This window comes from Arthrobacter sp. C9C5 (assembly GCF_013359735.1).
Classification (GTDB): domain Bacteria; phylum Actinomycetota; class Actinomycetes; order Actinomycetales; family Micrococcaceae; genus Arthrobacter.
The window spans coordinates 67,759-87,165 of the sequence record NZ_JABFMX010000005.1 but is presented as its reverse complement, the minus strand read 5'-3'; the positions used below and the strand labels follow the sequence as shown (position 1 = coordinate 87,165).

The 19,407-nt window shown below is 68.4% G+C and carries 13 protein-coding genes and 2 tRNA genes; 4 read left to right on the top strand and 11 right to left on the bottom strand.

Annotated features, from left to right (window positions below; translation table 11 throughout):
• Positions 1–40: 40 nt before the first annotated feature.
• From HNO80_RS05415 to HNO80_RS05395, 5 genes are all read right to left on the bottom strand, one after another.
• Positions 41–574, bottom strand: a complete 534-nt coding sequence (locus HNO80_RS05415) for a gluconokinase (RefSeq protein WP_175321814.1) — start codon at positions 572–574, stop codon at positions 41–43.
• Positions 575–648: 74 nt separating this feature from the next.
• Positions 649–1,428 (bottom strand): PIG-L deacetylase family protein, encoded by a 780-nt coding sequence (locus tag HNO80_RS05410; protein ID WP_175321813.1) that lies wholly within the window; start codon positions 1,426–1,428, stop codon positions 649–651.
• A gap of 3 nt (positions 1,429–1,431) precedes the next feature.
• A complete protein-coding gene (locus tag HNO80_RS05405; RefSeq protein WP_175321812.1) occupies positions 1,432–2,385 on the bottom strand; it encodes an electron transfer flavoprotein subunit alpha/FixB family protein in 954 nt (317 codons plus the stop codon).
• 14 nt (positions 2,386–2,399) lie between these two features.
• Positions 2,400–3,200 carry an electron transfer flavoprotein subunit beta/FixA family protein gene (locus HNO80_RS05400; protein WP_175321917.1) on the bottom strand — a complete coding sequence of 267 codons (801 nt, stop codon included), beginning with the start codon at positions 3,198–3,200 and terminating at the stop codon, positions 2,400–2,402.
• Positions 3,201–3,498: 298 nt separating this feature from the next.
• Positions 3,499–5,076: a S1C family serine protease gene (locus HNO80_RS05395; RefSeq protein ID WP_175321811.1), complete on the bottom strand. Its 1,578-nt coding sequence runs from the start codon at positions 5,074–5,076 to the stop codon at positions 3,499–3,501.
• Positions 5,077–5,382: 306 nt separating this feature from the next.
• On the opposite strand from HNO80_RS05395, the gene HNO80_RS05390 reads away from it, so the two are divergent.
• The 3 genes from HNO80_RS05390 to HNO80_RS05380 all read left to right on the top strand — a co-directional run bounded on the left by HNO80_RS05390 (position 5,383) and on the right by HNO80_RS05380 (position 9,824).
• On the top strand, positions 5,383–7,413 hold the full coding sequence (locus tag HNO80_RS05390) for a TPM domain-containing protein (RefSeq protein WP_175321810.1): 2,031 nt from the start codon (positions 5,383–5,385) through the stop codon (positions 7,411–7,413).
• Between the two features lie 115 nt (positions 7,414–7,528).
• The gene (locus tag HNO80_RS05385; RefSeq protein WP_175321809.1) at positions 7,529–8,317 is read left to right on the top strand and encodes a PspA/IM30 family protein; all 789 of its coding nucleotides are present in this window, start codon (positions 7,529–7,531) and stop codon (positions 8,315–8,317) included.
• A gap of 82 nt (positions 8,318–8,399) precedes the next feature.
• On the top strand, positions 8,400–9,824 hold the full coding sequence (locus HNO80_RS05380; RefSeq protein ID WP_175321808.1) for a cryptochrome/photolyase family protein: 1,425 nt from the start codon (positions 8,400–8,402) through the stop codon (positions 9,822–9,824).
• A 52-nt stretch (positions 9,825–9,876) separates the two neighbouring features.
• On the opposite strand, the gene HNO80_RS05375 is transcribed toward HNO80_RS05380, so the two are convergent.
• The 4 genes from HNO80_RS05375 to HNO80_RS05360 all read right to left on the bottom strand — a co-directional run bounded on the left by HNO80_RS05375 (position 9,877) and on the right by HNO80_RS05360 (position 14,849).
• Positions 9,877–9,953, bottom strand: a tRNA-Met gene (locus tag HNO80_RS05375).
• A 177-nt stretch (positions 9,954–10,130) separates the two neighbouring features.
• Positions 10,131–10,204, bottom strand: a tRNA-Met gene (locus HNO80_RS05370).
• A 232-nt stretch (positions 10,205–10,436) separates the two neighbouring features.
• Positions 10,437–13,460 (bottom strand): UPF0182 family membrane protein, encoded by a 3,024-nt coding sequence (locus HNO80_RS05365; protein ID WP_175321807.1) that lies wholly within the window; start codon positions 13,458–13,460, stop codon positions 10,437–10,439.
• Positions 13,461–13,619: 159 nt separating this feature from the next.
• Positions 13,620–14,849: a YlbL family protein gene (locus HNO80_RS05360; RefSeq protein ID WP_502707816.1), complete on the bottom strand. Its 1,230-nt coding sequence runs from the start codon at positions 14,847–14,849 to the stop codon at positions 13,620–13,622.
• A gap of 236 nt (positions 14,850–15,085) precedes the next feature.
• Here HNO80_RS05360 and HNO80_RS05355 point away from each other — a divergent pair, with 236 nt between their 5' ends.
• Positions 15,086–16,537, top strand: a complete 1,452-nt coding sequence (locus HNO80_RS05355; RefSeq protein WP_175321806.1) for a zinc-dependent metalloprotease — start codon at positions 15,086–15,088, stop codon at positions 16,535–16,537.
• 96 nt (positions 16,538–16,633) lie between these two features.
• Here the strand turns inward: HNO80_RS05355 and HNO80_RS05350 are convergent, their stop codons facing one another.
• Positions 16,634–17,269, bottom strand: coding sequence for a M48 metallopeptidase family protein (locus HNO80_RS05350; RefSeq protein WP_175321805.1), 636 nt, complete (start codon positions 17,267–17,269; stop codon positions 16,634–16,636).
• Positions 17,269–19,389, bottom strand: a complete 2,121-nt coding sequence (locus HNO80_RS05345; protein WP_175321915.1) for an ATP-dependent DNA helicase UvrD2 — start codon at positions 19,387–19,389, stop codon at positions 17,269–17,271. Before HNO80_RS05345 ends, HNO80_RS05350 begins: the two co-directional genes overlap by 1 nt.
• Positions 19,390–19,407 lie beyond the last annotated feature (18 nt).

The following is a 19,407-nucleotide window of genomic DNA, read 5'->3' as shown; positions in this document are numbered from 1 at the left end:
TTTTCCTAGCTGGAATATGGGGATGGTGACCGGCGCGCGGTTAGCGCGTGGCGGCGTCTGCGCCGTTGAGGTGGAGCCGGTCGATGATTTCCTGGGCTTCGTCCGCAGGGGTTGCCCCGACGGAGAGGGTGATGAAGTTTTCGTCCTCGGTGGGGGCTTCCAGCGCGTCGAACTGGGATTCCAGCAGCGCCGGTGGCATGAAGTGGCCGTGCCGGGAGGCGAGGCGGTCCGAGATCCGGTCCTTACTGCCTTCGAGGAAGACAAAAACCACGCCCTCCCCGCGCAGGATGTCGCGGTACCGCTTCTTCAGGGCCGAGCAGGTCACGACGCCGGGCGTCCCGGCGGCGGTGTGCTCCCGGATCCAGGCGGCGATGCTGTCCAGCCAGGGCCAGCGGTCTTCGTCCGTCAGGGGCTGGCCGGCGTGCATCTTGGCCACGTTGGACGCCGGATGCAGGTCGTCGCCTTCCGCGAGGTCCCATCCCAGCCGCCCGGCCAACAGGCCGGCCACGGTGGATTTGCCCGATCCTGAGACGCCCATGATGACCAGGACGGGGTGCTGCGCAGTCTTCGCCATTAAAGTCTGCCTTCCATCAATAAATATGATTTAAACAATGGCAAGCATATGGCAGCGGTCACGCCTGGGCAACACTAGAAGCCGGCGATGGTTCCCGGGCCGTTGACGGCGACGACGTGGAACGCCTCGGCGCTCCGGCCCGGAGCGAGGCCGCCGCGTTCCCCGGTGGTGAGCATGAGGCCGCGGACGGTGCGTTCCATGGCGTCGACGTCGGGGTGCTGGCTGGCGTGGATGTGGATGGCCGCCAGCTTTTCCTCGACGTTCCCGGTGACATCCACGAAGTGGTTCTCCCGCTCCTCCGGTCCGGCGAAGAGCCACAGCCAGGGAAGCTTGTAGGCTTCCAGCCCGGCCGCAGCCAGCTCCGGGTACGCGAAGGGGTTCTCCAGCGCCGGGTAGACCGCCCTGGTCACCGCCTCCCCCACCGCCAGGTGGTCCGGGTGGCTCTTCTGGATCCGGTTCCAGTTGCGTTCCGGATGCATGGCGAGCACGACGTCGGGGCGGAGCCGGCGGATCAGGCGCACCACCTCGCGGATGACCTCGTGCGAGGGTTCAAGGTAGCCGTCCCGCTGGTGCAGGTAGTGGATATCGCTCACGCCGACGAGTGCGGCGGCGCGCTGCTGTTCCTCCGTCCGCAGCCGGACAATTTCGTCGCGCTTTGCCGGGTCGAAGCCGCCGGCGTCCCCGTCCGTCATGATGCAGTAGCTGACCTGGACCCCGGCGGCGGTCCACGCGGCGATGGTGCCGGCGGCGCCGAAGTCGATGTCGTCCGGGTGGGCGGTGAAACAAAGCACCCGCTCGATCCGGGTGTGGTTCGGATCGAACGGGCTCTGTGCCGCGGGGGCGTTGGTGCTCAATGGTCAGCCTTTGCGCTTCTTGATTTCTTCGGTGGCCTGCGGCAGCACCTGGAAGAGGTCGCCGACGATGCCGAAATCGGCGATCTCGAAGACCGGGGATTCGGCGTCCTTGTTCACCGCCACGATCACCTTGGCGGTCTGCATGCCGGCCTTCTGCTGGATGGCGCCGGAAATGCCGGCCGAGATGTAGAGCTGCGGGGAGACGGTCTTGCCGGTCTGGCCGATCTGCGCATCATGGCCGATCCAGCCGGCGTCCGTGGCGGCGCGGGAAGCGCCGATGGCCGCACCCAGGGCGTCGGCGAGGTCCTCCAGGGGTCCGAAGTTTCCGTCCACTCCCCGGCCGCCGGCCACGACGATCCGGGCCTCGGAAAGGTCGGGGCGGCCGCTGGCGGCCTTCTCGGTCCGGGCGGTCACCCTGGCCGCGCCGGCCGTGGCGTCGGCCGGCAGCTCGACCGTTACGGGCCGCGGGGCGGTTGCGGTGGCGGCCGGCTCCGGGGCGACGCTGTTGGCCTTGACGGACAGCACGGCCACCGGGGTGGTGGCCCTGGCCGTGGTGGTGTACGAGCCGGCGAGCACCGACTTGTGCGCGGTCCCGTCCGGGTCCACCGCGACGACGTCGGTGATCACACCGGCGCCGAGCTTGATTCCCAGCCGCGCCGCGACTTCCTTGCCCTCGGCCGAGTTCTCGGCCAGGACGACCGTGGCCCCGGAGGTTCCGACCGCGGCCGCGAGGAACGCCGCCTTGGGGCCGACGAGGTAGTCGTTGAGGTCCGCGGCCGCGGGGATGTAGAGTTCCCCAGCTCCGTAGGCTGCCAGCTCGGCGGCGACGTCGTCGTGCAGTTCGCCATTGAACGCCACCGCGGCCTCGCCTAGCGACCGCGCGATGGTGAGCAGCTCCAGGCTGGACTTCTTCAGCGCCGGGCCGGGGGTATCGATGAATACAAGTACTTTTGCCATGTCTGGATTTCCCCTTAGAGCAGCTTCTGGGCGGCCAGGAACTCGACCAGCCTGAGGCCGGCGTCGCCTTCGTCTGTGATGATGGTGCCGGCCGTCCGCGGCGGGCGGGCCTCGGCTGTCTCGACGGCGGTCCAGGACCCGGCGTGCCCCACCTGACCGGGTTCGACGCCGATGTCCGGCAGCGTCAGGGCGGTGATGGTTTTCTTCTTCGCCGCCATGATGCCCTTGAAGTTCGGGTAGCGGGGATCGTTGATCTGGTCGGTGACCGAGACGAGGGCCGGCAGGGTGGCCTCGACGGTGTCCGCATGGGAGTCCCCGTCGCGGCGGGCCGTGAGCTTGCCGCCGTCGAGTTCCAGCGAGGCTGCGAAGGTCACCTGCGGCAGGCCAAGGCGCTCGGCGAGCTGGGCCGGGACCAGCGAGGTCTCCCCGTCGGTGGAGGCCATGCCGGTCAGGATGAGATCCGCGGGGGCGTCGGCGCCGAGGTGCCGGATCGCCGCGGCCAGGGCCAGCGAGGTGGCCGCCGCGTCCGAGCCGGCGAGCGCGTCGTCGCTGAGGTGGACGCCTTCGGTGGCGCCGATCTGCAGCGACTTCTTGACGGCGTTAACGGCACCGGCCGGGCCCATGCTCAGGGCGATGACCTTGTTGCCTGCCGCTTCGCCGCCGCGGGCCTCGATGAGCTGCAGCGCGGCTTCCAAGGCGTATTCGTCGAGCTCCGACAGGATGCTTTCGGACCGGTCCGTGGTGTTGTCCCCGCCGCCGAGGTGTCGGTCGAACTGCGCGTCCGGTACGTGCTTGACCAGCACGATGATCTTCAAAGTCTCTTCCACTGTGTTTACAGCAGCCTTCCATGCGGGTGGGCAGCCAGCCGGGTGGGGACGTGGCCAGGGAGCGCCCGGGGTGCCGGGTTGCTCCTAGCTAACCATATAGCGCGGGCCTGGCGCCGCCTCGGTTAACGCCTGTGTCAGGCCGCCCCGGAAAGGGCAGTAACGGCCGTCAGGGGGCCGCAAAAGGGAGCGGGGAAAAGCAGAGCCGGCCGGCACCCCCAAGGTGCCGGCCGGCGTCACGGGCCCGGGGCGCTGCGGCCCCGGGACCCTCACTTCATTCCTTTGGTCGTTACTGGTCGGCGGCCGCACCAAGGGTCACGTCGAGCTGCTGTTCCTGGCCGCCCCGGAGGACGGTGACCTTGACGGTCGCGCCGGCGGCCTGCTCGCGCACGGCGGCCGTCAGCTGGTTCGGATCGCTGATGGTCCGGTCCTGGAACTTCGTGATGACGTCGCCCACCTTGATGCCGGCCTTGTCGGCGGCCGAGCCCGGCTCGACCGTAGCCACGTCGGCGCCGACCGAGAAGCCGGAGGACGAGGTGCCGGCAGCCTTGGACTTCACGCTCACTCCAAGCTGGCCGTGGGTGGCCTTGCCGCTGCTGATGATCTCCTGGGCGACGCGCTTGGCGTGGTTGATCGGGATGCTGAAGCCGACGCCGATGTTGCCGCTGCTCGTGCCGCCGCTTGCGTCTCCGCCAGCGGAGGCGATGGCCACGTTGACGCCGATGATTTCACCCTTGCTGTTCACCAGCGCGCCGCCGGAGTTGCCCGGGTTGATGGCCGCGTCGGTCTGGATGACGTTGATCGAGATGCTGCCCTGATCGGTGGTGCTCGGCGCCTGGCCGCCACCGGGAGGGGCGAACTGGAAGCCCTGGTCACCGCCCTGGGAATTGTCGGCGCCGCCCTTGGGGGCGGCCGAGGAGGCCACGCTGATGGTGCGGTTGAGCGTGGAGACGATGCCGTCCGTGACGGTTCCGGTCAGTCCCAGCGGGGAGCCGATCGCGACGGCGGTATCACCGACGTTGAGTTTGTCCGAGTCGCCAAGGGTGGCTGGAACCAGCCCGGCCGGTTTGTCGATCTTGATCACGGCGAGGTCAGAGAGCGGGTCGGTGCCGACGATCTTCGCGCTGAAGACTTTGCCATCGCTCGTGCGGACCTCCACGGCGGCGTTGGCCGTCTTGCCGTCCAGGGTGACGACGTGGGTGTTGGTGAGGACGTGGCCATCACCGTCCAGGATGATGCCTGAGCCCGTGCCTCCGTCGCTTCCGCTCGTGGCCTTGATGGTCACGACGCTGGGCGAGGCTTTCATGGCTGCGGCGGTGATCGCGTTGACGTCGTCCTTGTTGTTCACGATCACGGTCCCGGACTGGCTGGAGCCGCCGGTCGACGCCAGCGGACGGTTCCCGATCAGCGCGTTGCTGCCGGCGACGACTCCGCCGCCCACCAGGCCGGCCGCCAGGATGCTGGCCACGAGCGTCGGTACGCCGAAGGCGGCCTTGCGCTTGGGCGCATTGCTGGGGTGGTTGAACGCGTTGTTGTGGAGAGCCTGGCCGGCCGGCGGCTGGTTGACGTAACCGCCGTAGGCGCTGGCACCCTGGCCGTAGGGCGCGGGGTGCTCTGCGGCCGAGGGCGCGCCAAACTGCTGCGTCTCGGGAGCCGCGTGCTGGCCATAGGCCGGCGGACGCTCCGGATATACAGGACGCGGGGAGCCGTCCACTGAGTGGTCAAGCCTCATGGTCGGGTTTTCCCGGGCTGAGTCCTCCGCCGCAGCGCCGTGCGGAGCCCCGGCAGCGGCCTCCCCCGGCTCAAGCGGCTCCCGGTTCGTGCTAGATGGATCCGGTGACGCGCCCTGCATTGGGTTCTCAGTCATGGGACTTCCTTTCATCCTCGTCTGCAGTCAATTATGGCGGCCCAGACTGGAACAAGAGCGAACATTTGCTGGGAGGTTCCTGAATGCCGACGCGCGGAGGGGTGGGGCTGGGTGCTGCCGTCCCGCCGGCTTCAGCGCGTTTCGCTGGTGGCATATTCCCGGCGGTGGACGGCCTTTGGGGTGCACCATAGAATCAAATGGAATTGCCACAGCGACCTGCGGCTTTACACCTGCGTGGGGGCGCTGTTGCGTTCTGAGACGACCGGCTCGGCTCGATCCGGTCACAGAAGTGCTGAAGGGTTGCACATGCGGTCAATGATGAAACGATTCCTCGCCGTTCTCGGCGTGGCCGGACTGCTGGCGCTCCCCGCCGCTCCTGCCCTCGCCGAAGATCCGGTGACACTGGATCCGGCCAATAAGATTGTCGACTCGGCCGGCGTCTTGGGCGGCAAGAAGCCAGAGGTCGAGACCGCAATCAAGAAACTCGGCACCGACCACCAGATGAACCTCTACGTGGTTTACGTGAAGACTTTCCAGAACCCAAGCGACAGCGGGCAGTGGGCTGAGACCGTGGCGGAGAAAGCCAACCTTGGATCCAACTCGCTAGTACTCGCCGTGGCCACTGAAGCCCGCAAGTATCAGCTGAGCAAGCCGGTCAACAGCAAGATCACGAACGCCCAGCGGGAAAACATCATTAAGAACGCGGTCGACCCGCAACTGCGCAACGGAGACTATGCGCAGGCAGCCATCGACACGGCAGCAGCGATCGGCGACGCCGCAGGTGGCGGCAGTGGTTCAGTCCCATCCGGCGCGGGGAACGGCGTTCTTGTCGGCGTCGGCGTCGTGGCGGCCGGCGGCGTGGGAACCTACCTCTACTTGCGCAACCGTCGGAAGAAGGCCGCCGCGGCAGGCGGCGCCGGCTATGGCCCGCAGGGCGCCGACCTCGACCCGCTGGCGGGACTGAGCGTTGAGGAACTGCGGCGAAAGAGCGGTTCGCTGTTGATCGAAGCGGACGACGCCATCAAGTCCAGCGAACAGGAGCTTGGCTTCGCGCAGGCGCAGTACGGCGATGCCGCCGTCGGCAACTTCACGAAGGCACTGCAGGACGCCAAAGCCCACATGAGCGAGTCGTTCAAGTTGCAGCAGCAACTCGACGACCACATTCCGGACACCGAAGAGCAGCAGCGGACCTGGCTCGGCGAAATCATCCGCCGCTCCGAGGCCGCACTGTCCTCCCTCCAGGAGCAGAAGGCGGACTTCGATTCCTTGCGGGAGCTTGAGAAGAACGCCCCGCAGGCGCTGGCGGCAGTCGGAACGGGCGCCACCGAGGCCGAGGCGAAGATCGCTGCGGCGGAGGAATCCCTGACCGGGCTGCGCGCCAAGTACGCGGAGAGCGCGCTGACGCAGGTCGCGGACAACATCAGCCAGGCCAAGGAACGGCTGGCGTTCGTGCAAAACGCCTCCGCCACGGCCCGGGACAAGCTCAACGCCGGTGAGGGCAGCCTCGCCGCCGTCGCGGTGCGGGCGGCAGAGGAGAGCCTGCACCAAACCAACGTGCTGCTTGGAGCCATCACCAAGGTGGCGGCCAACCTGGATGAGGCCAGCGGCGGGCTCGAGTCCGCCGTCGTGGACACGTCGCAGGACCTCGCCCAGGCCCGGGCCATGATCCAGTCCGGCGCCCACCCGGAACTGGCCGGACCGGTCGCCGGCGTGGAGGCCGCACTGGCCCAGGTCAAGGCCGAAATCCAGGCCGGCAAGATCGACCCCATCACCACGCTGGAGCGCGTGGAAAATGCCCACCAGTTCCTCGACACGGCCCTCACCGGCATCCGGGACCAGCAGGAGCAGGCCCGCCGGGCGCAGGCCTCGCTGCAGCAGAGCATCATGTCCGCCCAAGCGCAGATCAGCGCGACGTCCGACTACATCACGGCACGCCGCGGCGGGGTGGGCACCGAGGCGCGCACCCGGCTCGCCGAGGCGCAGCGCAACCTCGACTACGCCCTGTCCATCTCCCGCACCGACCCGGTCACGGCCCTGCAGTACGCACAGCAGGCACATTCCCTCGCCGCGCAGGCCGCACAGCTGGCGCAGGCCGATGTGGACCAGTTCGGCGGCTACGCGAACCAGGGCTACGGCCGCGGTGGGATGTTCGGCGGCGGCGGAGGCGGCGGCCTCGGCGGTGCCATCCTCGGCGGCATCCTGATCAACTCCATCCTGCACGGTGGCGGCGGCGGTGGCGGCTGGGGTGGCGGCGGAGACTCCGGTAGCGGCTGGGGTGGCGGCGGGGACTCCGGCGGCGGCTGGGGCGGAGATTTCGGCGGCGGAGGCGACTTCTAGCCGGCCGGTTACAGACTAGGCGCCGGCGGACTCGATCCAGCCGGCGGGTAGAAGCGGTACATTCACTGTTCACCGAATTCAGTGGCCACCACTGGATAGGACGAAAGGTAACACCATGGTTAAGCAGTCCATTTTCGGCCGCATGGCGCAGCTGGCGAAGGCGAACATCAACTCCTTGCTGGACCAGGCCGAGGACCCGCAGAAGATGCTGGACCAGATGGTCCGCGACTACACGAACAACATCGCCGAGGCCGAATCAGCGGTCGCCCAGACCATCGGCAACCTGCGCATGCTCCAGGACGACTACAACGAGGACATCAAGAACGCCCAGGACTGGGGCAACAAGGCACTGGCCGCCTCCCGCAAGGCCGACGAATACCGTGCCAAGGGCGACATTGTGGATGCCGAGAAGTTCGACAACCTGGCCAAGGTGGCCCTGCAGCGCCAGATGTCGTCGGAGAACGAGGCGAAGTCGGCCGAGCCCAGCATCGCTTCCCAGACCGACGTCGTGGACAAGCTCAAGCACGGCCTGGACCAGATGAAGGGCAAGCTCAACGAGCTCACCAGCAAGCGCAACGAACTGGTGGCCCGGTCCAAGACGGCCGCCGCGCAGACCCAGGTGCACGATGCCCTCAAGAGCATTGACATCATGGATCCGACCTCCGAGGTGGGCCGCTTCGAGGAGAAGATCCGCCGCGAGGAGGCCAAGGTCCGCGGCCAGCAGGAACTCGCCGCCTCCAGCCTGGACGCCCAGTTCAACTCCCTGGAGGACCTCGGCGAGCAGACCGAGATCGAGGCCCGCCTGGCGGCGCTCAAGTCCGGCGGCGCCACCCCGGCACTCGGGTCCGGAAACGGCTCGGCCGCCCGCTCCACGGTGGAGGAAGTCGACTTCGACAAGCTCTAACCCTTGAGGCGGGGCCGGGCACCGCTGGGTGCCCGGCCTTTGCTGTGTCCCCGGAGCGCCCCCAATCCAGTAGCGTTGAGCCATGTCTTCGACCCTTCTCTGGCTCCGCGATGACCTCCGCCTCGACGACAACCCCGCCCTGGCGGAAGCCGCCGCGCTCGGCAGCCCTCTGACCGTCGTCTATGTGCTGGACGAGGTTTCGCCGGGTGTGCGGCCCCTCGGCGGCGCCGCGAAGTGGTGGCTGCACCATTCGCTCGAGTCGCTTGCCGCCGACCTTGAGGCGGCAGGTTCCCGCCTGCTCCTCCGGCGTGGCCAGGCGGGGGAGGTCATCCGGGGGCTGGCCGAGGAAACCGGCGCCACCCGGCTGCTCTGGAACCGCCGCTACGGCGGCCCGGAACGCGCCATCGACGCCGGCCTCAAGGACTGGGCGGCGGGGCGGGAGATCAGCGCCTCGAGCTTCCAGGCCAGTCTGATGTTCGAGCCGTGGACGGTGCGGACCGGTTCCGGCGGCCCGTACAAGGTCTTCACCCCGTTCTGGAAGGCCTGCCTCGACGCGCCGGAGCCCCGCCTGCCGCTGGACGCGCCGCAGCGGCTCCCCGAGCCGGCCAAGACCGGCGCCGGTGAACTCCCGGAGAGCGAAGTTCTGGAAAGCTGGCACCTGCTCCCCCACAGCCCGGACTGGAGCGCCGGGCTCGCCGCGGAATGGACGCCGGGCGAGGCGGGCGCGCAGAGCAGGCTGGAAGACTTCCTGGCCGGGCCGGCCGCCGACTACGGCACCGGCAGGGACGTCCCCGGCGTCGAGGGCACCAGCAGGCTCTCCCCGCACCTGCGCTTCGGCGAGATCAGCCCGTTCCGGGTCTGGTATGCACTGCGGGAACGCTACCCGCACGGAGCACCGGCCGACGTCGGAATCTTCCGCTCCGAACTCGGCTGGCGGGAATTCTGCTGGCAGCTGCTCTACGAGAACCCGCAGCTGGCCACCCGCAACTACCGCCCCGAGTTTGACCGCTTCGCCTGGCAGACGCCGTCGGACGCCGAACTGCAGGCGTGGCAGCAGGGCCGCACGGGCTATCCGCTGGTGGACGCCGGCATGCGCCAGCTGTGGCAGACCGGCTGGATGCACAACCGTGTCCGGATGGCGGCGGCCTCGTTCCTGGTCAAGAACCTGCTGGCCGACTGGCGGCTCGGGGAGGCGTGGTTCTGGGACACCCTGGTGGATGCCGACGCCGCGAGCAACCCGGCCAACTGGCAGTGGGTGGCCGGTTCCGGAGCCGACGCCTCCCCCTACTTCCGGATCTTCAACCCGGTCACCCAGAGCAAGAAGTTCGACGCCGCCGGCCGCTACCTGCGGGCCTTTGTTCCGGAGCTTGCCGGCCTCGACGACAAGGCGGTACACGAACCGTGGAAGGCCGACGGCGGCGCGGCCGGCTACCCGGGCCCGATCGTGGGCCTTCCCGAGTCGCGGGCGCGGGCGCTGGAGACCTACCAGCGGCTTAAGGAAGCCTAGGAAACAGCAAAGGCCCGGATCCTGGGATCCGGGCCTTTGCTGTTACTGCCATTGGTTGCGGGGACAGGATTTGAACCTGTGACCTCTGGGTTATGAGCCCAGCGAGCTACCGAACTGCTCCACCCCGCGTCGCTTGATCAACACTACCCTACTTTCGCCGCCGCCCCGACCACCGCCGGGTCCACGGGCGCCCCTTGCCCGCTCCGGCGCCGATAGAACCGGGCGCCGCCGGGAATCCTTTCGAAGCCCTTACGGCTTAAAGCAAGAAGTCCGGAGCACTTTCCAGTGTTCCGGACTTCTTCTCAGTTGCGGGGACAGGATTTGAACCTGTGACCTCTGGGTTATGAGCCCAGCGAGCTACCGAACTGCTCCACCCCGCGTCGCATGATCAACTTTACCTGCCGGTGAACGGCAGGCCAAATCGGGGCGGCGTGATGTGCGTCCCATCCGTCACTAGAACGTCAAAAGAATCCTGCCCCGGAGGCCCCGCCCGGGGCCGCAACGTGCCGGTTCGTCCGCCCAGGCCAAGGCGAAAGGCCGGATCCCCCGCTCCAACGGAACGGGGAATCCGGCCTTCGGCCTTCCTGCAAATGCCTGTCGGGCCGCCTGCGCCTACTTGCTCGGCGAGGGCGATGGCGTGGCCGACGGTGACGCGCTGCCGCTCGGCGACGGCGTGGCCGACGGTGACGGCGACGGCGACGGCGTGTTGATCTTGGCTTCCGCGTCGATCGCCCGCTGCAGGGCCGCGGAGAGCTTCTTCTGTTGCTCGCCGTAGGCCGCGAAGTCACCCTTGGCCAGGGCCGCCTGGCCGGCCTGGATCGCAGCGTTGGCCTCTTCGAGGGCCGCCTTCAGTTCCGCTTTGGCGTCCGTCGTACCGCCGGCGGCCGGGGGCGTTGCTCCCGGGGCCGGGGTGGCAGGGGTTTGGCCGTTGTTGGCGGCGTCGCCGGCGGTCGCGCCCGATCGGCCGCCGAAAAGCTGGTTCAGTGCCTCGTCAAGGGTCGGTGCGAAGCCGATCTTGTCACCGAACGCGACCAGGACCCGTTGCAGCGTCGGGTAGGAGGTCTCGCCGGTCGACTTCAGGTACACCGGCTGCACGTAGAGCAGGCCCCCGCCTACCGGCAGCGTCAGCAGGTTGCCGTTGAGCACCGCCGATGCGCCCTGGCGCAGCAGGTTCAGGGCCTGCGACACGGTGGGATCGGAGTTGAACTTGTTCTGCGCCTGGCCGGGCCCGGGGACGTTGGCTTCCGGCGGAATCTGCAGCAGCCGCAACTGCCCGTAGCTCGCCGCCTTCACGCCCTTCTGGTTGCCGGCATCCGAGTCCGCGGCCAGGAAGCCGTAGAGCACGTTGCGCGCATTGCCATTGACTACCTGCGGGATGAATGAAGACGTCAGCTGGAAGGCAGGCTTGTCCTGGTCGGGCATCTGCAGCGACATGTAGAACGGCGGCTGTTTGACCCCCTCCTCCTTGACGGTCGGATCGTTCGGCACGCTCCAGGCATCGTTGTTGGTGAAGAAGCTGTCCGGGTTCGTCACGTGGTATCGGCCCAGGAGTTCGCGCTGGACCTTGAACAGGTCCTCCGGGTAGCGGACATGGCTCATCAGGGCGCCGGACATCTCCGAGTACGGCTTCAGGGAGGTCGGGAACACCTTCTGCCAGGCCTTCAGGACCGGATCCTGGTCGTCCCAGGCGTAGAGCGTGACGGAACCGTCGTAGGCGTCCACGGTGGCCTTGACCGAGTTTCGGATGTAGTTGACGGAGTTGCTCGGCAACGCGGCGGTGCGGCCGGCCGAGGTCTGCGAGTCCCGCGTGGCGTCCGAGAGCTGCTCCTGCTGCGAGTACGGGAAATACGGGCTCGTGGTGTAGCCGTCCACAATCCACTTCACCCGGCCGTCGACGACGGCGGGGTAGGCGTTTCCGTCGACGGTCAGGTAGGGCGCGACTTTCTCCACCCGGTCCTTCGGGCTCCGGTCGTAAAGGATCTGCGACTCGGCGTTGACGCCGTCGGACAGCAGCAGGTCCGAGGACTGGAACTTGATCGAGTAGAGGATCTTGTTGAAGAAGCTGCCCACGTTCGGACCGCCGTTGCCGGTGAAGGTGTACTGCGTTCCGGCGTCGCCTTCCTTGGCCGCCGGGCGGTCCTGCTCGCGGTGCGCGGCACCGGCCGGGGCGCCGACGATCGAGTAGTCCGGCGAATTCTCGCCGAAGTAGATCCGCGGCTGGTAGCTGGTGTCGGTCCCCAGCACGCCCGTGGACGGGATGCCCGACTGCAGGAACTCGGGCTTGCCGTCCGCGGTGAACTTGTTGCCCTTGGCCGCGACCACGCCGTACCCGTGGGTGTAGACCACGTGCTTGTTGAGCCAGGACTGCTGGTTGGTGGCCAGGCCGCCCGGGTTAAGCTCGCGCACGGCGATGACGGTGTCCTGGATCTTGCCGTTGACCTCATAGCGGTCCACGTTCAGGCTGCTCGGGAACTGGTAGTACGGCCGGTACTGCTCCAGCTGGGAGAACGCGTCCGAGATCAGGTTCGGGTCCAGCAGGCGGATGTTGGCGGTGGTCTGGGCGTCCGGGGCGAGGGCGCCGGTGGTGGCTTTGGTGGTGGCCTCGTAGCGCTTCTCCTGGATCTTATCCAGGCCATAGGCGGCGCGGGTCATGGTGATGTTGCGCTCGATGTACTTCTTCTCCAGGGTCTGCTCCGAGGGGCGGACCTGGAACTGCTGGATCACCCACGGGTAGACGCCGCCGGCCAGGATCGAGGTGATCACGAGCATGGCGGTGCCGATGACCGGCAAGCGCCACTTGCCGATCACGGCGGCAACGATGAAAAGGACGGCCACGAGCGCGGCGGCGACGGCAAGGATGGCCTTGGTGGGGATGACCGCGTTCACGTCGGTGTACAGCGCGCCGGCCCAGCGGCCGCCGTTGTTCAGCACAGCGGAGTAGCGGTCAAGCCAGAAGTTGACGCCGAGCAGCAGCAGGAACGCCGCGCCCGCGACCGCGAGGTGGATCTGGGCGGCGCGGCTGGTGAAGACGCCGCGCTCCATCAGGCGGATGCTGCCGTAGAGGTAGTGCGTGAGGATCCCGGCGATTCCGGCCACGACGGCGACGCTGATCAGGAAACCGGTGACGAAGCCCAGGAAGGGCAGTGTCATGAGGTAGAAACTGATGTCCAGGTTGAATTGCGGATCGTTCTGGCCGAAGGGCTCCTGGTTGAGGAAGAGCATCACCTTTTGCCACTGGCTGGCGGCCGCGCTGCCGGCGAAGAGGCCGAAGAGCACCGGCAGGCCGACCATGACGACGCGGCGGATCGGCTCAAGCTGGGCCTGGTAGCGGTTGAGGTTGTCGCGGACGTCCGAGTCGGGTGCGTAGACCGGCCGGGCGATATAGGCGATCCGGATCGCAAAGAACACGGCGGCGAACATCACGGCGAAGCCGGCCAGGAAGATAGCGATCCGTGCGATGTTCTCGGTCAGGAAGACTTCGAAGAAGCCCAACTGCTGGTACCAGAGGACGTCCGTCCAGACATTGGCGAAGAAGATGAAGCCCACGACGATCAGGGCGACAACAATCAGTGTCGGCGTCAGTGCGCCTCGCCGTTGCTGTGGCCTTCCGGGTGGGACGGTGCTGGGACGGGACAAACTCGGTACCTCATAGCTGGTCGTCAGTGCTGCTGGTTTTTTAGTTGTCTAAGTGCATCGTGTTGCTGCAGTCTAGCGACTGCCGGCGCCGCCCCGTCAGGGCGGCAGCGGCCGTCATTAGTGCCACGAGTGGCGCCTGAGCTTAGTTCCGGGGTCAGTCTAGTTGCTGGTGCAGGCCGGAAGTCCCGATGTGTCGCCGCCAGCCGCGGCGAGCTCGACGGCGCGGCGCGCCTCAGCCAGGTTCTCCACCTTGACGACCTGGAGGCCTGCCGGGATGTGGCCCGCGACGTCGTCGCAGTTGGCCGCCGGGGCAAGGAACATCGTGGCGCCGCCGGACCTGGCCCCGACCATCTTCTGGCCGATCCCGCCGATGGCCCCCACGGCGCCGTCGGGCGTGATGGTGCCAGTGCCTGCAACATGCTTGCCGCCGGTCAGGTCACCGGGCGTCACAGTGTCCACAATGCCGAGGGCGAACATCATGCCGGCGCTGGGGCCTCCGACCTTGTCCAGCGAGATCTTGACGTTGAAGGGGAACTTGAACTTGTACTGCAGCACGACGCCGAGGAGGTAGCGGCCGGTCTGGGACTTGCTCGGGGTGACCGTCAGCGGCAGTTGCCTGCCGTTGCGGTCGACGACGACCGTGACCGGCTTGCCGTTCCCCGCCGCGAGCTGCGCCTGGACAACGCTCAGTGCGGTGATCGGCTTGCCGGCGATCGAGACCAGCACGTCGCCTTCCTGGATCTTGCCCTTCGACGCCGAGTCGTCCGGAATCCCGGCAACCTGCAGCTTCTGCTCGAACGGGATACGGAGTTCCTTGAGCGCCGCGGCGACGGCGTTCTCCTGCGAGGTCGTCATGGCGACCGCGCTTTCCTGCTGCGACTGTTCCTTGGTGACGCCCTGGGGGAAGATCAGTTCCTCCGGATAGACCGCCTTGGAGGCGTTCAGCCAGGCGCTCAGGGCTTCGAAGACCGTGACCGGCCCGTTGGGGCCGCCGTCGACGTAGACGGTGGTGAGGTCCAGGTTGCCCCTGGCCGGGAAAGTCTCGTGTCCCGCCACGGTGATGACCGGCTTGCCGTTGTCCGTGCCGAGCGTATTGAACGTAGGGCCGGGCGATTCGATCACATAGGGAACGGGCAGACTCATGGCGGCAAGGCCGAGGGCCATCGCCAACACGCCGGAGACGAGCATGGTGGAGGAGCGGTTGCCTTCTCCCCCGCCGTTGGCACCACGGGTCCTCCGTCCCGGGGCACTGCCTCCGCTGCCTGCGGCGCCGCGTCCGGCGGTGAACCGGGACCAGAGGCTGGGCTTGCCGCTGGCGCCGCGGTTACCGCTGCCGCCGTCGCGGGGCGCGGGTTCGGCCGGGAGCTGTCCGCCCTGGTTAAACGTCAATGAAGGACCTCTCCGTGCCGGCGCCTTTGGCCCTTGCGGGGCCGGGATCAGGGCGCTGCGGCTGCGGCCGAAACCGGCTCCGCAGCCTTCAAATATTCCAGCCTCTAACACTACGCGCTCGGGCACCGCAGGGGCTCTTTGCCGACAGCGAACGTGGCCGGGTTTCGGGAGACAGCCGCTCACACGGAGGGGTAGCGTGAAGATGAGCACCAGTCACACCGACGATCGGCGGGATCATGACCTCTAACCCACTCAATCCGTCCAACGGGGACGACGAACCCAAGGATCCGCTGGCAGAAATGCTGCAGAACCTGATGGGCGGCAAGGGCATGGGGGACATCGATCCGGCAGAGCTCGCGAAGGCCGCCGGGCTGCCCAACGACCCGAACCTGCTGGCCCAGATGTTTTCGCAGGTCCAGGCCATGATGAGCGCGTCCTCCGACGGTCCGGTGAACTGGCAGTTGGCGCACGAGAACGCCCGCCGGGTGGCCGCCAGCGGGTCCGACCCGTCCGTCACCGCCGCGCAGTCCCGCGAAGTCGACGAGGCCCTCCGGCTCGCCGAGCTCTGGCTGGACCAGGTCACCGAGCTTCCCGCCACCGGACTGATCGGCCGGGCCTGGTCCCGCGCCGAATGGGTCGAGGAAACCCTGGGGACGTGGAAGCGGCTGACGGAGCCCGTCGCGAACAGCATCGCCAACGCGCTCTCCTCCGCCATGACCGAGCAGATGCCCGAGGAAATGAAGTCCATGATGGGCGGCGCCTCCTCGATGCTGCAGAACATGGGCGGGGCCATCTTCGGCATGCAGCTGGGCCAGGCGATCGGCGCGCTCTCCGCCGAAGTGGTCAGCTCCACCGACATCGGCGTCCCGCTGGCCGACCTGGAAATGGCGCTGCTGCCGGCCAATGTGGCGAAGTTCGGCGAGGGCCTCAGCCTGCCGGAAAACGACATCCGCCTCTTCCTCGCGGTCCGCGAAGCCGCCCACGCCCGGCTCTTCGTGCAGGTCCCGTGGCTGCGCGGGCACCTGCTCGGCGCGATCGAGGCTTACGCCCGCGGCATCCACATCGACACCTCCAAGATCGAGGAACTCGCCCGCGAGCTGGACCCCAGCAACCCGGAGGGCATCCAGGAAGCACTCTCGCAGGGCGTCTTCATGCCGCAGCGCACGCCCGCCCAGGACCAGGCCCTCGAGAAGCTCGAGACGGCGCTGGCCCTGGTGGAGGGCTGGGTGGATGAACTCACGGCCGCCGCGACGGAGAAGTTGCTGCCCTCGGCGGCGGCGCTGCGCGAAACCGTCCGGCGCCGGCGCGCGACCGGCGGCCCCGCGGAGCACGCGTTCTCCTCGCTGGTCGGTCTTGAGCTGCGGCCCCGCCGGCTGCGCGAGGCCGCCACGCTGTGGGCCCAGCTGAAGGAAGAACGCGGTGTGGAAGGCCGGGACGCCATCTGGCAGCACCCCGACCTGTTGCCCACGGCCGAAGACCTGGACGATCCGAAGGGCTTCAGCGAACGCCGCAAGCTGGCCGAGGCGAGTGACACCGAGGTCGACGACGCGCTGCAAAAGCTGCTGAGCGGCGGGTTCGACTCGGCTGAACCCGGGGCGGAGCAGGGCGGAGACGATGCCGGCGAAACCGGGGACGATTCCAGCGGTGAGCCCGGAGCCGGGGACGAAAGCGGCAACCCCAAGGCCTGAGTGGCTGCTTCAGCGAACGGCACCGGAAAGCCCCGGCCGGAACCTCGGTTCCAGCCGGGGCTTTCCCGTGCCCGGCATCGTCAGCGGGCGGCGTCGTCAGCGGGCGGCGGTCCCGGCGTCATCGACATCGGCGCTGTCGACGACGTCGTCCCCGTCAGCAGGCAGGCCGCGGGCGGTGGCGAAGGACACGCCTTCCAGGAACGCCTTGGCGCGTTCGGTTTCCGGGTAGGCGGCCAGCAGCCGCCAGAACGCGGCATTGTGGGCGGCCACCAGGAGGTGCGCCAGCTCGTGCAGCAGCACATAGTCAATGACCCACTGCGGCATCGGCTGCAGCTTGTGCGAGAGCCGGATGGTTCCCTCCGACGGCGTGGCCGAGCCCCAGCGTGAGTTCTGGTTGGTCACCCAGCGGACCGACGTCGGGACCGCCCGGCCGCCGAGGTATTTGGCGGAAAGCTCGGCCGCATGGGCCGCCAGCTCCGCGTCGCTGCCGGCCCGGCGCTTGCCGGCGGCCTTGGGGCCGCGGGTGCCCTGTAGGCGGAGCTTCTCCAGCATCCGGTGCACCCATTCGCGCTCCTGGGCGCCGCTGAAATGCGCCGGGATGGCGACCACCGCGGTGCCGTTCTCCCAGAATGCGGCCACCGTGCGGCGCCGCCGGGCCGAGCGGCGCACCTCCACGGGAGCGCCGTCGGCGGTGGTCACCGGGGTGACGCTGGTGTTCGCCGCGCCGGCCATCAGAGGCTGGAGCTTTCGACCAGGACGGCCAGAACGGCTTCGCCGTACTTTTCCAGCTTCGACGCGCCGACTCCTGGCAGGGTGGCGAGCTGTTCGAGGGACTCCGGCCGCGCCTCGGCGATCGCGGTCAGGGTCGCGTCGGTGAAGACCACGAAGGCCGGGACGTCTGCCTCCAGCGCGGTCTCCTTCCGCCACTGCCGCAGCGCGTCGAAGGTCTGTTCCTCGTAGCTCGGCGGGCACTGGCTGCACCGGCCCACCTTGCGTTCGGCACCGCTGGAAAGCATGCTCCCGCAGACCCGGCACGACGCCGGCACCGCCGCCTTGCGCCGCGGCGCGGCGCCCTTTCCGCGGACGGAGGAGCTCGCGACCGAGTCGGGCCGCAGCCCGTCCAGGAACCGCGAAGGTTTCCGGTTGGCGCGGCCGCCCGGCGTCCTGGCCGTGGACCAGGACAGGTGCAGGTGCTCCTTGGCGCGGGTGATGCCGACGTAGAGCAGCCGGCGCTCCTCGTCCACGGCTTCGGGAGTGTCCGCGAAGGAGATCGGCATCAGGCCTTCGCTCAACCCGACCAGGAACACGGCTTCCCACTCAAGGCCCTTCGCGGCGTGCAGCGAGGCCAGGGTCACGCCCTGGACGGTGGGGGCGTGCTGCGCCAGCGAGCGCTCCTGCAGTTCATTCACGAAGTCGGCGAGGCTGAACTGCGTCCCCCTGCTGACCACCAGTTCGTCGGCGAGGGCCACGAGTGCTGCCAGCGATTCCCACCGTTCCCGCAGGGCGCCGCCGCTGTGCGGGGCCGCGTCCGTGTAGCCCAGGGAGGACACGATGTCGCGGACCAGCTGGCCCAGGGGCTCCGGCGTCGCGGTCTCGGCGACGGCGCGGGTGGCGGCCCGCAGCTGCAGGATCGCGTCCCGGACTTCCTTGCGGGCGAAGAACCGCTCGCCGCCGCGGAGCTGGTAGCCGATACCGGCCGAGGCGAGGGCCTGTTCGTAGGCCTCCGACTGGCCGTTGGTGCGGAACAAGACGGCGATCTGGCTGGCGGGCGTCCCGGCGTCGAGCAGTTCCCTGATCTTCACGGCGACGGTGGCAGCCTCGGCTTCGTCGTCGGAACATTCGGTGAACTGCGGCACGGGGCCGGCCGGCCGCTGGGCCACGAGCTGCAGCGGCGCGGCCCAGGCCGCGTCCGCCACGGGACCGCCGCTGCGCCGGCCGGCCAGCAGATCGTTGGCCAGCTTCACCACCTGCGGCGTGGAACGGTAGTCCCGGATCAGTTTGACCACCGTGGCGTCTGGGTACTGCGCCTTGAAGCCGAGCAGGTGCTTCGGCGAGGCGCCCGTGAAGGAGTAGATGGTCTGGCTGGCGTCGCCGACGACGCAGAGGTCGTCACGGCCGCCGAGCCACAGTTCGAGGAGCCGCTGCTGCAGCGGCGAAACGTCCTGGTATTCATCCACCACGAAGTGCCGATACTGTTCGCGGACGGTGGCGGCGACCTTGGGGTCCTCCTGCAGGATCCCCACGGTGATCAGCAGCACGTCCTCGAAATCGATCACGTTCCGGTCCGTCTTGACGTCCTCATAGGACTGGAACACGCGGGCGACGGCGGTCAGGTCGAACCCGCCGGGGGTGCCGCGGCCCTGGGCCTTTTCCAGGTAGTTGGCCGGGGTGAGCATGGACACCTTGGCCCACTCGATTTCGGAGGCAAGATCCCGGATGGAGGCCCGGTCGGTGCTGAGCCGCAGCCGGCGGGCAGCCTCCGCGATCATCTGGGCCTTGTGGTCCAGCAGGTTGGGCAGCGCGCCCCCGACGGCCTGGGGCCAGAAGAACTGGAGCTGGCGCAGCGCCGCGGCATGGAAGGTGCGGGCCTGCACGCTGCCGACACCGAGGTCGCGGAGCCGGCTGCGCATTTCGGCGGCGGCCCGCGAGGTGAAGGTGACGGCCAGCAGCCGCTGCGGGCTGTACACGCCGGAGTGCACACCGTAGGCGATGCGGTGCGTGATGGCGCGGGTCTTGCCGGTGCCGGCGCCTGCGAGCACGCACATGGGACCGTTCAGGGTGCTAGCCACCTCGCGCTGTTCGGCGTCGAGGCCGCCAAGGATCCGTTCCTCGAGGGAACGGCCGTCGGGCACCGGAGCTTCAGCGGCGGG